The organism is Agrobacterium sp. LR_9 (assembly GCF_041954855.1).
In the GTDB taxonomy this organism is placed as follows: domain Bacteria; phylum Pseudomonadota; class Alphaproteobacteria; order Rhizobiales; family Rhizobiaceae; genus Agrobacterium; species Agrobacterium leguminum.
The window spans coordinates 225,023-240,229 of sequence record NZ_JAVAYA010000005.1; the positions used below are offsets into that span (position 1 = coordinate 225,023).

Annotated in this window: 11 protein-coding genes; 10 read left to right on the forward strand and 1 reads right to left on the reverse strand. The window is 61.6% G+C overall.

Features of this window, described 5'->3' with window-relative positions; genetic code table 11:
- Nucleotide 1 precedes the first annotated feature (1 nt).
- Nucleotides 2-2,353 carry a LuxR C-terminal-related transcriptional regulator gene (locus tag RAC79_RS08980; protein WP_174039919.1) on the reverse strand — a complete coding sequence of 784 codons (2,352 nt, stop codon included), beginning with the start codon at nt 2,351-2,353 and terminating at the stop codon, nt 2-4.
- Between the two features lie 136 nt (nt 2,354-2,489).
- On the opposite strand from RAC79_RS08980, the gene RAC79_RS08985 reads away from it, so the two are divergent.
- The 10 genes from RAC79_RS08985 (at nt 2,490) to RAC79_RS09030 (ending at nt 15,129) form a co-directional block, all read left to right on the forward strand.
- Complete coding sequence (locus RAC79_RS08985; protein ID WP_059753288.1) at nt 2,490-3,518, forward strand: ABC transporter permease; 1,029 nt, start codon at nt 2,490-2,492, stop codon at nt 3,516-3,518.
- Entirely contained in the window at nt 3,518-4,399 is an 882-nt protein-coding gene (locus tag RAC79_RS08990; RefSeq protein ID WP_020813268.1) for an ABC transporter permease, read from the forward strand. The genes RAC79_RS08985 and RAC79_RS08990 overlap by 1 nt, the downstream gene beginning before the upstream one ends.
- Nucleotides 4,400-4,403: 4 nt before the next feature.
- Nucleotides 4,404-6,050 (forward strand): ABC transporter ATP-binding protein, encoded by a 1,647-nt coding sequence (nikE, locus tag RAC79_RS08995; RefSeq protein WP_174039918.1) that lies wholly within the window; start codon nt 4,404-4,406, stop codon nt 6,048-6,050.
- A gap of 17 nt (nt 6,051-6,067) precedes the next feature.
- Nucleotides 6,068-7,624, forward strand: coding sequence for a hydantoinase/oxoprolinase N-terminal domain-containing protein (locus RAC79_RS09000; protein WP_174039917.1), 1,557 nt, complete (start codon nt 6,068-6,070; stop codon nt 7,622-7,624).
- Nucleotides 7,617-8,750 (forward strand): DUF917 domain-containing protein, encoded by a 1,134-nt coding sequence (locus RAC79_RS09005; RefSeq protein WP_142844642.1) that lies wholly within the window; start codon nt 7,617-7,619, stop codon nt 8,748-8,750. The genes RAC79_RS09000 and RAC79_RS09005 overlap by 8 nt, the downstream gene beginning before the upstream one ends.
- Before the next feature lie 43 nt (nt 8,751-8,793).
- The gene (locus RAC79_RS09010) at nt 8,794-10,389 is read left to right on the forward strand and encodes an ABC transporter substrate-binding protein (protein WP_174039916.1); all 1,596 of its coding nucleotides are present in this window, start codon (nt 8,794-8,796) and stop codon (nt 10,387-10,389) included.
- 117 nt (nt 10,390-10,506) lie between these two features.
- Nucleotides 10,507-11,583, forward strand: a complete 1,077-nt coding sequence (locus RAC79_RS09015; RefSeq protein WP_174039915.1) for a DUF917 domain-containing protein — start codon at nt 10,507-10,509, stop codon at nt 11,581-11,583.
- The gene (locus RAC79_RS09020) at nt 11,580-13,118 is read left to right on the forward strand and encodes a hydantoinase/oxoprolinase N-terminal domain-containing protein (RefSeq protein WP_174039914.1); all 1,539 of its coding nucleotides are present in this window, start codon (nt 11,580-11,582) and stop codon (nt 13,116-13,118) included. Before RAC79_RS09015 ends, RAC79_RS09020 begins: the two co-directional genes overlap by 4 nt.
- 45 nt (nt 13,119-13,163) lie before the next feature.
- Nucleotides 13,164-14,108, forward strand: a complete 945-nt coding sequence (locus RAC79_RS09025) for an isoaspartyl peptidase/L-asparaginase family protein (protein ID WP_174039913.1) — start codon at nt 13,164-13,166, stop codon at nt 14,106-14,108.
- 115 nt (nt 14,109-14,223) lie between these two features.
- A complete protein-coding gene (locus tag RAC79_RS09030; RefSeq protein WP_078052510.1) occupies nt 14,224-15,129 on the forward strand; it encodes a LysR family transcriptional regulator in 906 nt (301 codons plus the stop codon).
- Nucleotides 15,130-15,207 lie beyond the last annotated feature (78 nt).

Consider the following 15,207-nt stretch of genomic DNA (forward strand, 5'->3'; position numbering starts at 1 on the left):
CTTATAGCCAGCCCAGTGCTTTCGCCGCGCGGATCGCCTCCGCGCGGCGTTTGCAATCCAGCTTGCGGAACAGGTTGCCGAGATGAAACTTCACCGTCACTTCCGAGATGTTGAGCGTCTGGGCAATCTTCTTGTTCGACATGCCGCTGGCCAGCAGTTGCAGCATCTGCGCTTCCCGCTGCGAAAGCCCGCCATGCAGGGCGCGGGCCTGCGGTGAATTCACCGAGGCGGCGAAAATCGACAGCGCGGTGCGGACATCGGACGAGGTTTCGATGAAGCTGCGGATGCGGCGATTGTTCAGGAGCGGTGAGAGGAAGATGCGCTCCTCCGACAGGACGCCGCTGCAGCCAAGACGGGTTGCCGATTCAAGAGCGGTGAGGATATGGGCGCGTGCGGCGGCATTGTCGCGGCGCTGGTGCGCGGCATAGCTCTGCCAGATTTTCAGCGCGACCTTCTCACGGTTGGTGACCTTGGGATTGGCGATCATCGCGTCGATCTGCCGGGAGAGATAGGCGCGTGGCGTGAAAAGATGCACCGCATCGCGCAGCCATGCCATGACATAGGCGATTTCGTCTCGGCGTGTCAGCCGGGAAAGATCCTCATGCGCACTTTCCACCCAGTTGCGGCCCATTGGCATGCGGATCGCCGAAAGCGTCGCGGCCGCATCCGCCCAGCGGTTGGCGTTCTGATAGGCGATGGCCGTCCTGATCTCCATCATCGCGTGGAATTGCAGCCCTTCCGAAAGGTGGATCCACAGACCGTCTAGAAAACCGGGGCGCACAGTCATCGGAAAATGATCGATCAGCACCTGCGAGGCATAATGCAGGGCGAACTGCATCAGGCTCGGCCATATCTCGGCCGCGGCGAAATGATCGAATTCATGTTCGACGAAATGCAGGAGATCGCGCGGTTTTCCCGCCTCATAGGCAAGGCACGCTTCCGCCAGCCGCAGCATCCGGAACTCCTGCACGGCGTCATGCGGCACCTGTTCCAGCCGCGCACGCGCCTCCTGCGCCGCGTGGCGCGCCAGAAGCGTATCGCCGCTCATCAGCCGCAGCACGATCTGGTGTAGATGGATGAAAAATTGGAGCAGCGGCTGTCCGCCCATTTTGCGCAGATAGATCAGGGCGCGTGCGGCGGCGGCCTCGGCCTCGCGGAAATTGCGGCGGCGGATTTCGAATTCCAGCAACGCATTATAATAGGCCGCCCATTTGCCGTGGTCGTCCATGGGGTAGTCGGCCATGAACTCGGCGAGGCGGGTTATCACCGCGTCATTGGGCGTCAGGTCCTCGGCAATCATCAGGTTCAGCCGGAAGGTGCGTGCGGCGAAGGAAAACCGCGAGCCACGGGCAAGCACTTTCAGCGGATCGAGATAATCCGACCCGAGACTTTTGCCGAGCAGATGGCGCACGCGCTGCAATTCCCCCTGTTTCAGCAGGGCGCGGGTGACGGCGAAGAGCACGGTTTCATTCGTTGCGATCATATCCTGCGAAAACCGCATGATGATCTCGCGAAACCTGTCGACGCTGCTTCGATAGATCAGCTCGCGCCCATGGGCGCGTTCAAGGATTTGCGCGGCATGGGTCTCGTAACCACGGTCGAGCAGCATCGCCATGGCCGCAAGCGCCCGGCCTTCCTTTTCGAAAGCCGATGCGACCTCCACCACCGCGCTGCCGGCCTGCAGCGTGGCGAGACGTTCCCGAGCAGCCACGCCCAGAAGCCGTATCAGGGTGGGGTGGCTGTCGGGATTTCCAGTCAGGAAAGGCGGCAGCAGTTCGGTCCAGTCCGCCTCTGGCTCCGCAGAGGGGTTTTCCAGCCAGAACGAAAGCTCAACCGTCTGGGCGGGAGAAAGATGCGGCAGGTAGTTTTCCCGCAGATAGTCGACACACAGCGTTTCATTCGGAAAACGCGCCAGTGACAGAAAAGCCGGCCAACCCGCATAGTCGTGGAGTGCGAGGCGCTTCTGTTCAGGTGGCAGGTCTTTCACCTCGTCCTCACCAAGAAGCAGTTCATTCGGCCCGATGGTGAGCGAACCGCGATGCAGGATTTGCCGGGCCAGTCCGCTGATCCGTTGATCCGGCCGGCAGGCGATGACCACCAGACGCACCGCCTCCAGAATGGCGGCGGGCATGCGGGCCGCCCGCGCGAAAACCGGCACGTCCCACAGGAGACAGCCATTTTCGATCTCGTCGCTTCGCGGCTGGTGCGTCCGGCACACGTCGGTTCCGAGCTCTTTTGCGAGCATTTCCAGCAGCACGCTTTTTCCCGCACCCGCCGGCGCCCGCAGAAAGACCACGCCGGCGGTTTCGCTGGCGATGCGACGGCAGAGGCGGGTGCGGGGAAGCAGCGTCATTCGCAAAGGCATAGGGGATTTAATCTTGAAAACCTATACTCATCTTTCAAAAAACTATACCTTTTCCAGATTGTTCAAAGGGACATGTGGTGAAAACTTGTGCTCACGCAACCGATGCACAAGGAACGTTCCACCGATGCAGCAACATCCGCTGGTCGCGATTTTGAACAGGCTCGGCACCTTCGTGCTGGTCATGATCGCCCTGTCCATCATGATTTTCGTGCTGGCCCGCGTGGTGCCGGGCGATCCCGCCCGCATGGCGCTCGGCCCCGCGGCAACGCAGGAGCAGGTGGATGCGCTGCGCGGTGAGATGGGCCTCGATAAGCCGCTGGCCGTCCAATATCTCGACTACATCGGCAATGCCCTGCACGGCGATCTTGGTTTCTCGCTGGTGTCGCAACGCCCGGTGACTACCGATCTGGCGCAGACCGTTCCGGCTACCGTGGAGCTGGTACTTGTCTCGGTCATCTTCATGTTTGCCGTTGCCATCCCTCTCGGCGTCATCACGGCGCATTACCGCGACCGGCCGCTTGACCATATCGGTCGCATCCTCTCGCTCACCGGGGTCACGATCCCGAGCTTTCTTTTCGCCATCACGCTGCAATTGCTGGCCGCCCGGTTTCTCTCCGGCTGGCCGATCATCGGCAGGCTCGATCACGGGCTTGGCTGGCAGGGCGGCCCGACGGGCTTCATCCTCATCGACGGCACGCTGGCCGGACGTTTCGACGTCGTGCTCGATGCGCTGAAGCATCTCGCACTGCCGGCCTTCGCACTTTCCATGGCCGGCATCGGCCAGATCACCCGCATCACGCGCTCCTCGATGATCGAGAACCAGCGCAAGGACCATGTGCTCACCCTGCAAAGCTTCGGCGTGCCGGAGCGGGTCATCATCTTCCGTTACCTGCTGAAGCTCTCTTCCATAGCGCCGCTGACGATCATGGGTCTCGAATTCGCGTCGCTGATCGGCAATGCCTTCGTGATCGAGATGGTCTTTGCCTGGGGCGGGTTCGCTTCTTACGGGCTGAACGCCATCCTGCAGAAAGACCTCAATGCCGTGACCGCCGTGGTGCTGGTGGCCGGCCTGTTCTTCATCGTTGCGAACCTGATCGTGGATGTTCTGATCTCGATCATCGACCCGCGCCTGCGCCGCAAGGAGGCTCGCTGATGGCTGATATGAAAATGCTCGAACCCACCGATCGGGGCTTAAGCGCCGGTTACATGATGTGGTATCGCTTCAGCCGCAATCCGGCGGCGGTCATCGGCTCGCTGATCCTGCTATCGGTGCTGGTGCTGGCGGTCTTCGCACCCTGGCTTACGCCCTATCCGAAACATATCGGCGCGGTTGTCGATTTCCGCGCCCGCCACATGCCGCCGGATCTCGAACACTGGTTCGGCACCGACAAAGCAGGACGCGATATCTTTTCCCGCACCATCTTCGGGCTCCGCGTCTCGCTGCTTCTCGTCATCGGCGTGCTCGGAATTTCGGTGCCGGTCGGAACCGTACTTGGCCTTATCGCCGGTTATTTCGGCGGCTGGACTGAAAAACTTATCAGCGGCCTGACGAATGTGATGCTGGCCATGCCGCCACTCGTCATGGCGCTCGCGGTCTCCAACCTGCTGGAACCGACACTGATGAACGCCATGATCGCGATCACGCTGCTGTGGTGGACCTGGCACGCGCGGCTGATCTATTCGGTGTCGAAGTCCATCGCCTCGGAAGACTATATTGAGGCGGCGCGTCTTGCCGGTGCGGGCCCGTTACACATCCTCTTCCGCGAAATACTGCCCAACTGCGTTTCGGTCATTTCGGTCAAGACGACGCTCGATGCCGCCTTCGTCATCCTGTTCGGGGCGACGCTGAGCTTCCTCGGTTTCGGCGTCAAACCGCCGACGCCTGACCTTGGATCGATGGTCGCCGACGGGCGCCAGTTCATGCCGGATTTCTGGTGGGAAGTGCTCTGCCCCGGTGCGGCCGTGCTTTACGTGACGCTGGGTTTCAACCTGCTGGGCGACGGCCTGCGCGACATGTTCGACGTGGAAAGCTAAGGCCATGACTGAACCGCTTCTCAAGGTCGAAAACCTCAACGTCACCTTCACCAATTACGGCCGCACCCGGCAGGTGCTGCGCGATGTCGCTTTCACGGTTGCCGCCGGCGAGCGCGTGGCCCTGATCGGCGAGACCGGATCGGGAAAATCCGTCACCGCCAAGGCGATCATTGGCACTTTGCCGAAGAATGCCGCGATCACCTCCGGTGCGATCGTCATCGATGGCCGGGATGTGCTTTCCTTACCGCGCAGGGAGCGTGAGGCGCTGAAGGGCACGGCGTTTTCGCTGATCATGCAGGACCCGCTATCGTCCTTCAATCCGGTCTTCAAGATCGGCACGCATCTCGATGATGTCATGCGTTTTGCCGACAAACGCGACGGCATCAACTCGTCCAAGGCCGAGCGCCGCAACCGTATCGCGGCCGTGCTGCGTCGGGTACAGCTTGCGGATACCGAACGGGTGATGAACGCCTATCCCTCCGAACTTTCGGGCGGCATGCGCCAGCGCGTGCTGATCGGACTTGCGCTGCTGCACCAGCCGAAGCTCCTGATCGCCGATGAGCCCGGCACGGCGCTTGACGTGACGACGCAGGATGAAATCCTCAACCTTATCAACCAGCTGGTCGCCGAAGAAAACATGGCGCTCTTGATGATCACCCACAATCTCGGCGTCGTGCGCAAGGTGGCGGATCGAGTCGTGGTCATGCACCATGGCGATATCGTTGAGACCGGACCCTGCACGCAAATCCTCCATAGCCCCACCAAGGATTATACGCGGTCGCTTCTGGATGCCGTGCCTCCACTTTATGGCCCGCGCGTCACCGATCTGATGCAGAGCACGCGGCAGCCGATCATTACCATCGAAGGGCTGAACAAGATTTATGGCCGGCGCAATGGCTATCATGCCGTGCGGGATGTGAACCTGACGCTGAAGCAGGGCGAGGTTTTCGGCTTGGCGGGTGAATCCGGTTCCGGTAAGACCTCGGTTGCGCGCATGATCATGGGCCTTTCGCGCCCGACCTCCGGCAATCTTGTCATTGACGCCCCGGCACCTGAGCGCGGCAAGCGGCTGACGCAGATTGTCTATCAAAATCCGGGCACCTCGCTCAATCCGAAGCGCACGGTGAAACAGACGCTTGCCCTGCCGCTGAAATCCATAGGCATGGACGGGCCTGCGCGTGAAAGCCGCATGCAGGAACTGATGGGGCTGGTGCGGCTGCCGCAATCCTATCTCGGCAAATATCCGCACGAGCTTTCCGGTGGTCAGAAGCAGCGCGTGGCGATTGCCCGGGCGCTCGCGGCCGAGCCGAAAATCCTCATCCTCGATGAGCCGACGGCCGCACTTGATGTCTCCGTGCAGAAGACGGTTATCGACCTTCTGCTGCAGCTGCGCGAGGAGCTTGGCCTCACCTATCTGATGATCTCGCACGACCTGTCGCTAATGCGCAATTTCTGCTCGCGCATCGCCATCATGCTGCGCGGCGAGATTGTCGAAGAGGGTGTGACGTCGGCGGTCTTCGCCGAACCGGCCCATCCCTATACCCGCGCCCTGATCGCGGCCATCCCCGTCGTCACCGACGAGGAAGAACGTCTCAAACCCACGGTGACCGAGGAAGAGCGCATGCGCTTCCTCGTAAAAACGACCGATTGATGAAAGAGGAGCCTGACGTGTATCGCGTTGGAATTGACGTCGGCGGCACGAATACCGATGCCGTTGTGTTGCAGGATAAAACCGTTCTGGCGGGGGTGAAGGCCTCCACGACAGAGGATGTGACGTCAGGCGTCATCGAAGCCCTTGAAAAGGTCATCGAGGCATCGGGCATAGACAGGTCGCGCATCGGTGCTGTGATGATCGGCACCACACATTTCACCAATGCGGTGATCGAGCGCCGGCATATGGACGAGGTGGCCGCCATCCGGCTCGGCCTGCCCTCCGGCGCTGGCCTGCCGCCCATGGTCGACTGGCCGGATGACCTTCGGGAAATCGTCGGCAACCACGGATATCAGGTGCGCGGCGGTTACGAATTCGACGGCCGCGAAATTTCGCCTCTCGATGAGGACGAACTCGTCCGCATCGCCGCCGATATCCGCGCCAAGGGCCTGAAGGCCGCTGCCGTTACCTGCGTTTTCAGCGGCATCAACGATGCGATGGAACTTCGGGCGAAAGAAATCCTGCAAGAACGTTGCCCCGGTCTGCCGGTGGTGATGTCCAAGGATATCGGCCGCCATGGCCTGCTTGCACGGGAAAGTGCGGCAATCATGAATGCCAGCCTGCTGTCGCTTGCCGACCGCACGGTCGCCGCTTTCGGCGCTGCGCTGAAGGCTGCGGGCATCACCTGCCCGTTTTATATCACCCAGAACGACGGCACGCTGATGGCGGCTGATGTAGTGCGCGGTTTCCCCGTGCTCACCTTTGCTTCCGGTCCGACGAACTCCATGCGTGGTGCGGCCTTTCTCACCGGTCTCAAGGATGCCGTCGTCGTGGATGTGGGCGGCACCACGTCGGACGTCGGCTCGCTGTCCCACGGTTTCCCGCGTCAGGCCTCGACCACGGTGGATATTGGCGGCGTGCGCACCAATTTCCGCATGCCTGACGTTTTCTCCATCGGTCTCGGCGGCGGTTCCCTCGTGGTCAATGGCGACCATGGCCTGACTGTCGGACCGAAATCCGTCGGTTACCGCGTCCGCCGCGAGGCGCTCTGCTTCGGTGGCTCGACCCTGACGGCGACCGATATCGCGGTTGCCTCCGGCAAGGCCGATGTTGGCGAGAAAAAGCTGGTCTCCAGCCTTGATAAAAAGCTCGTGGATGCGGCGGTCGACAAGATCAACGACATGCTGGAGGCCTGCGTGGAGCGCAGCCGTATCTCTTCGTCGCCGGTGCCGGTTATCGCCGTTGGCGGCGGTTCCATCCTGATGCCGGATCGCATCGGTGATCTTGATGTCATTCGGCCCGAGAATTTCGCGGTGGCCAATGCCGTTGGCGCGGCCATTGCGCAGATCAGCGGCGAGACCGACCGGGTCTTCTCACTCGTCGATGGACGCACGCGCGAAAGCGCACTGGCTGAGGCAGAAGCGGAAGCCCGCGAAAAGGCGGTTGCCGCTGGCGCGATTGCCTCGACGCTCGAAGTGATCGAGCGCGAGGATATGCCGCTGGCTTACCTGCCCGGCAACGCCACCCGCATTCACGTGAAAGTTGTTGGAGAAATGGGAGCCAATCATGGCTGAGACACGCAAGCTGAAATATGACGACGCGGCATTGCGGACGCTGACCCGTGAAGATCTCGACGCGCTGGAAATCGGCGCAGGCATTCTCGGCACGGGCGGCGGCGGCAACCCCTATCTCGGCAAGCTGCTGGCGCTGGAAGCCATGAAGGCCGGTTACGAGATGAAGATCCTCTCAACCGATGCCATCGAGCCGGACGCGCTCTGCATGTCCATCGGCGGAATCGGCGCGCCTGTCGTCGGCGTCGAGCGCATTCGCGAAGGTCGCGAAGGCCTGCGCTGCCTGCGCGCGATGGAAGAGCTGATCCGCACCCCCATCGACGCGATCGTCTGCGAGGAAATCGGCGGTTCCAATTCCATGAACCCGCTGGTGACGGCGGCGCTGGGCGGCCTGCCGATCCTTGATTGCGACGGCATGGGCCGGGCATTCCCGGAAATGCAGATGACCACCTTCTCCATCTACGGCCATAGTTCCACGCCGTCGGTGATGTGCGATCTGCATGGCAATGCCGTCATCTTCAGCCATGCCGTTTCCGAGGTCTGGCACGAGCGCATGGCGCGGGCCTGCGTCGTCTCGCAGGGCGGCGGTGCGATGTTGGCGACCGCGCCGATGCAGGCGCATTACGTGCACCAGTATGGCATTCCGAAGACTTACACCAAAGCGATCGCGATCGGCGAGGCAGTGATCCGCGCCCGCAAACAGCAGGAAGACCCTATTGCCGCAGTCTGCGCGCTCGAAGGCGGGCGGCGCATCTTCAACGGCAAGATCACCGATCTGAAGCGCCATCTTCGCGGCGGTTTCGCGGTTGGCGATCTCACGCTTTCCGGCTTTGATGATTGCGCCGGTCAGACGGCAGGCGTCGCCATCCAGAACGAATTCCTGCTGTTTTCCCGTGACGGCAAAGTGGAAGTGACGGTGCCCGATTTGATCGTCCTGCTCGATGTCGACACCGGTTATCCGATCACTACCGAAGTGCTGCGCTACGGCCAGCGCGTGGCCGTCATCGCCATCCCCTGTCACGACCTGCTGCGCAGCGCCCGCGCGCTTGAGGTCGTCGGGCCGGCGGCCTTCGGTTATCCGGACATTCCTTTCTCACCGCTGCCCTTCCCGGTCAGCAAGGCTGCCTAACCATAAGCGGGGCCAACGCCCCGCAATAAAGAGGAGAACGATAATGAAAATGCCTGTACTTTCTTCCCGTCTCGCCGCGCTGGCGCTCGGCACGGCGCTCGTGCTGCCGTTTGTTTCTTCCGCAGCCATTGCGGAAGACAAGGTGTCAGTTGCGGTCAACACCATGCAGATATTCAGCTCGCTCGACCCGGCGAAGGTGACCGATTACACCGGCTACATGGCCATCGTGAACATGTATGACGGCCTGACCACGGTGAACGCCAAGGGCGAAATCGTGCCGCATCTGGCGAAATCCTGGGATATTTCGCCGGACGGCCTGACCTATACCTTCCACCTGCGAGACGATGCGAAGTTTCAGGATGGCACGGCGGTGAAGGCTGCCGATCTTGCCTGGTCGATCCAGCGCCTGCTCGGCATCAACAAGGGCCCGTCGAACCTCATCGTCGGCGTTCTGAAGCCCGAAAACGTCACCGCGCCTGACGATGCCACGCTGGTCATGAAGATCGAGCGCCAGTTCTCGCCGTTCATGGCGGCGACGCCGCTGATGATGGTGATGAACAAAACGCTGATCGAAGCCAATGCCAAGCCCGAAGACAAATGGGGTGAGGCTTATGTCGGGGAACACTCCGCCGGTTCCGGCCCCTACAAGCTGGTCAGCTACAATCGTTCGGCCGATATGGTCATCGCCCGCAATGCCGATTATTTCCTCGGCTGGACCAAGGGCAAGCCGATTGACGAAGTACGCTTCGTGCAGACCAGCGACGACGCCACCGTCAAGGCGCTGGCGGAAAAGGGCGAACTCGGCCTTTCCTCGCACGGGCTTGGCAACGACACCTATGAGTCCATTGGCCGGATGAAGGGTTACAAGCTGATCCAGACCCGCACCGCCGGCGGTTTCGTCATCAAGCTCAACACCAAGGTCTATCCGACGGACGACGTCCACGTGCGCCGCGCCATCGCCTATGCGACCGACTACAAGACGATCCAGGAAGTGATCTATCCGGGCTTCGATATGAAGGGACCGCTCTCAGACGCGTTCAAGGACGCGCATAACGGCGATATCCAGCCGGGCGTCTACGATCTGGAAAAGGCCAAGGAAGAGCTGGCGAAGTCGAAATATGCCGGCCAGAAGATCACGCTGGTCAACAGCTATGTCGCTTCGCTGGCCTTTGAGGCGGAAGTGGCGCTGCTTCTGCAATCCAGCCTCGAACAGATCGGCATCACGCTCGATATCAAGCCGGAGCCATGGAACCGGATCGTCGAGCTTTCTTCCAAGCCGGAAACGACGCCGGCATCGACGCAGGTGAACATCTCGCCGACCTATCCGTCGCCGGATTCGATGTTCTACAACCAGTATCACTCCAAGGCCTCCGGTACCTGGATGTCGATGGAATGGTTGCAGAATGCGGAGATCGACGGGTTGATCGACAAGGTCCGCGCCACCACGGATGTCAACGAGCAGAACGCCACCTACAAGGAACTGCAGACGAAGATCGCCGATCTTCAGCCTGACGTCTGGGCGGTTGCGCCGAACCGCCGTTACGCGGCGAACAAGTGCCTTCAGGGTTACGAGTTCATTCCCATGCAGAGCTGGGACCTGAACTTCTCCAACTTCCATTGGGACTGCAAGGCGGAGTGATCTTCGCCTCATGAAAACCGGCCCCGCCACAAAGGCGGGGTTGGCCAGACTTGGAACTTCAAAGGGAAGGAGCATTGCCTGCGGCCGGAAAGGCTGCGGCATGCCCGAGGATGACGCATGATCCAGGAATTTTCCGAAGACGATATCGAACCTCTGGCCACCGGCGCCTGGATTCTGGGAACCGGCGGTGGAGGCAATCCCTATATCTCGACGCTCAATCTGCGCCGTCTCTATGCCGAAGGGCGGCGGGTGAAGGTCATGGATCCCATGGCGCTTGCCGATGACGATATGGTTGCCGTCGTCTCCAAGATGGGTGCGCCGCTTGTCGGTCAGGAACGACTGAGTGATCCCGTGCATCTCGCCCGTGCCGTCGAGGTGATGGAGGATTATCTCGGCAAGCCGTTCCGGGCGATCATGAGCGTTGAGATCGGCGGCTCGAATGCGCTTTCTTCCTTCCTCGCCGCCGCCGTTCTCGACCGGCCGGTCGTGAATGCGGACGCCATGGGACGCGCCTATCCCGAAGCGCAGATGACATCTTTCGCCATCGGCAACCTGCCGATGTTTCCGCTGTCGCTGGTCGATGTACGCGACAATGAGGTGATCGTGACCCGCGCGGCTTCCTGGAAATGGATGGAGCGCATATCGCGCAAGGTCTGCACCGAAGTAGGCTCCACCGCCGCCACATGCAAGGCCCCCCGCGCCGGCAAGGAAGTGAAGGAATGGGGTATTCATTACACCGTCACCAAGGCGACCGAACTCGGGCGCGCGGTGATGGCAGCCCGTGCGCGCCATGACGATCCGGTTCAGGCGGTTCTCGACCACGAGGGCGGCAAGCAGCTGTTCCGCGGCAAGGTGGTGGATGTGGCGCGCGAGACCACTGGCGGTTTTCTGCGCGGCAGCACGACCATTGAAGGTATCGATGCCGACCGCGGTTCGCGCATGGAGCTCGCCTTCCAGAATGAGTGGGCCGTTGCCTTCCGTGATGGCCAGCCAGTCGCCATGACGCCGGACCTGCTCTGCCTTCTCGATACGGTTTCCGGTGGCGCCATCGGTACGGAATCGGTGCGTTACGGTCAGCGCGTGACGGTTGTCGCCCTGCCCGCGCCGGAACTTTTGACGACGCCTGCCGGCATCGCCGCCGTCGGCCCGCGCGCCTTCGGTTATGACATTGACTTCAGATCGGTATTCCCATGAAACGCATCGGTATTGACGTTGGCGGCACCAATACGGATGCCGTTTTGATCGATGGCGACACCATCGTGGCTTCCATCAAGGTTCCGACCACGCAGGATGTCCTATCCGGCGTAAAGGCGGCGCTTGCCCATGTGGCGGGCCATGTCGGCGCGGCGGACCGGCCGATTGATGCGGTGATGATCGGCACGACGCATTTCACCAATGCGGTGGTGGAGCGCGCCCGGCTGGAGCGGGTTGCGGCCATCCGCATCGCGCTGCCAACAGGTTCTTCGCTGCCGCCCATGTGCGACTGGCCGAAGGATCTGCGCGATGCCGTCGATCCGCTGATCTTCATGGTGCATGGCGGCCATGAATATGACGGTAGTCCGCTGGTGCCCATGGTTCTCGATGAAATCCGCGAAGCGGCGATGAAAATTCGCGATGCGGGCATCACCTCCATTGCCATTTCTGCAACTTTCTCGCCGCTGACGACGGAGTGCGAGGTGCGGGCGGCGGAAATCGTCCGTTCGGTGATCCCTGATGCACGCATCACGCTTTCCCATACGCTTGGCCGCATCGGGCTTCTGGAGCGGGAAAATGTCGCTCTCCTGAACGCAGCGCTGCAAACGCTCGGCAAGACCACGGTTCAGGCATTTTCGGATGCGCTGCGCGAAGCGGGCGTGAAGGCGCCGTTTTATCTGACCCAGAATGACGGCACCGTTGCGCTTGCGGATGTGGCCGCCGCCAACCCCGTGCACAGCTTCGCTTCCGGCCCGACGAACTCGATGCGCGGTGCGGCCTTCCTCACCGGTCTTTCCGATGCCATGGTGGTGGATGTCGGCGGCACCACCTCCGATATCGGCTGCCTTGTCGGCGGTTTTCCGCGCGAGGCGAACAATATCGTTCATATCGGTGGGGTGCGCACGCTCTTCCGTATGCCCGACCTCCTGCCGATTGCGCTCGGCGGCGGCACCATCGTTGACCCTGAGACGGGCAAGATCGGTCCGCGCTCGGTTGGTTATCGCATTCTGACGGAAGCCCGCGTTTTCGGCGGTGAGACGCTGACGACATCGGATATCGCCGTTGCCGCAGGCTTGATCGAAATGGGTGATCGCGACCGTGTAAAAGACCTCGATCCGGCTTTCGTGCAGGCCACGCTTCAACGCATCCGTGACATGGTGGCCGACAGCTTCGACCAGATGAAGACATCAGCCGAAGACGTACCGTTGGTTGCTGTAGGCGGCGGGGCGTTCCTGATCCCCGAGACGGTTCCGGGTGCGTCGGAAGTGTTGCGTGTGGAAAATGCCGGCGTTGCCAATGCGCTGGGCGCGGCGATGGCGCAGGTTTCCGGCGAGGTCGATCAGGTGTTTTCCGGCCTGAGCCGGGACGAAGCCCTTGCGAAAGCCGAGACCGAGGCGCAGAACGCTGCGGTCGCATCCGGTGCGGAGCGGACGAGCCTCAAGACGCTTGAGGTCGAGGATATCCCGATTGCCTATCTGCCGGGCGGCGCTCGCAGGGTCCGCGTGCGGGTCATCGGCGATATCGCCTTTCATTGATGATAAGAGGCCCTGCCGCTGGTGGGGCGACGAGGGAGTGAGCACATGACGAAGATCGCACTGGCCATTCACGGTGGTTGCGGCGTGATGCCGGAAGACAGCATGACGGCCGGGGAGTGGGCTGCTGCGCGCGACGATCTGGCAGCGGCCCTGCGCGCCGGTTATGGCGTGCTGAAGGCTGGCGGAACCGCGCTTGAAGCGGTTGAGGCGGCGGTCGTTGTCATGGAGGACAGCCCGCATTTCAATGCCGGCCATGGTGCCGCGTTGAACGAAAACGGCATTCACGAACTCGATGCCTCGATCATGGATGGTGAAACGCTGGCGGCAGGTGCGATCAGCGCCTCCCGCGCCATCCGCAACCCGGTAAAGGCGGCCCGTGCGCTGATGGCGGATGAGCGTGCCGTCTATCTGACGGGAGAGGCGGCCGACCGTTTCGCGAAGGAAAAGGGGCTCGCCACCGAGCCGCAATCCTATTTCACCACCCAAAAGCGCCTTGAAGCGCTGTGGGCGATGAAGCGCCATGCCTCCGCCGGTACGGAAGCAACGGAAAACGAAAAGCACGGAACTGTCGGCGCGGTGGCGCTCGATGCGGCGGGCCATCTCGCGGCGGCCACTTCGACCGGCGGTTACACCAACAAGCCGGATGGCCGGGTGGGTGATAGTCCGGTGATCGGGGCCGGCACCTATGCGCGGGATGGGGCCTGCGCCGTTTCCGGCACCGGCAAGGGCGAGTTTTTCATCCGTTATGTCGTCGGCCACGAGATCGCGTCCCGCGTTGCCTATCTCGGGCAGGATCTGGAGACCGCCGCCGGCGATCTCGTCCACAAGGATCTGGCGCCCTACGATATCGGCGCGGGCCTCGTCGCAATCGATGCCGAAGGCGGCATATCCGCGCCCTATAATACATCAGGCATGTTTCGCGGCTGGGTGACGCCATCGGGAGAGGTGCGTGTGGCCACCCATGACGCGGTCTATGAGGTGGAATTGTAACCGGCGACCGTGCCGGGCAAGTGGCGACGCAAAAAAACCGGTGACATCAAGGTCTATCGGCGGCAAAACGTCTGAACCGAAACCGGCTCGTTTCTTCACCCATGGTGCTGGCCTCATGAACATCAAGCAGCTCGAAGTTCTGCGCACGCTTCTTTCCACCGGCTCCACCATCGCCACCGCCAAGGCCATGGGTCTCAGCCAGTCCGGTATCAGCCGACTTCTGGCCCAACTTGAGGCCGACCTGTCGCTGACGCTGTTTGCCCGTGACAAGGGGCGATTGATCCCGACGCCGGAGGCGGTGCTTCTTGCGCGGGATGCGGAAAACGTGCTGCTTGCGGTCGATCGCATGTCCGGCCACGCTGAGGATTTGCGCAATGGCGCGGCCGGTCCGGAAATCGTCCGCATCGGCTTGCCGAGCAGCATGTGGGAAAATTTCGCGCCTGCCATGCTGATCGATTATGTCAGGGATTTTCCCGGCGTTCGCATCGAGACATTTTTCGAAACGACGACCGCCATCAACAAGCTCGTCGGCGAGCGGGTGATCGATCTCGGTTTCCTGCGGATGGAAGGCGAGATCGGGCCGGGCATCGATGTCGAACGTGTTGCGACAGGCAAGAGCGTCTGTGTGGTTCGGGAGGATCATCCCTTGGCCAAGCTTGAGGAAATCACCGTCAAGGACCTGCGCAATGTTCCGCTCATCCTGATCGGCCGCCAGCGGCCGAACCGCATGGCGCTCGATCAGGTTTTCAAGAAGGCCGGCGTCAAGCCGATGGTGAAGATCGAGACCCACACCAACAGTTCCGCCTGCGCTTATGTCGCGCATGGGCTGGGGGTCACGATCATCAGCAGTTTTTATGCGAACCTCTACCGGCATCTTCCCGTTGTCGCCCGGCCATTCGTTCCGCAGGCCACACAGGAATTCGGCCTAGCCCGTGCTTCCGGCGCACCGCTGTCCATCGCTGCGCAGGCGCTGAGCGATGCCTTGAAGCGGGAAATCCAGCTTTCGCAAAAAATCGACTGAAAACGGGATTTTGAGCGGAAAATCTCATTGTCCTCATCAGGATGAAACACGCCGTCATTCTGCATAGATATATGACGT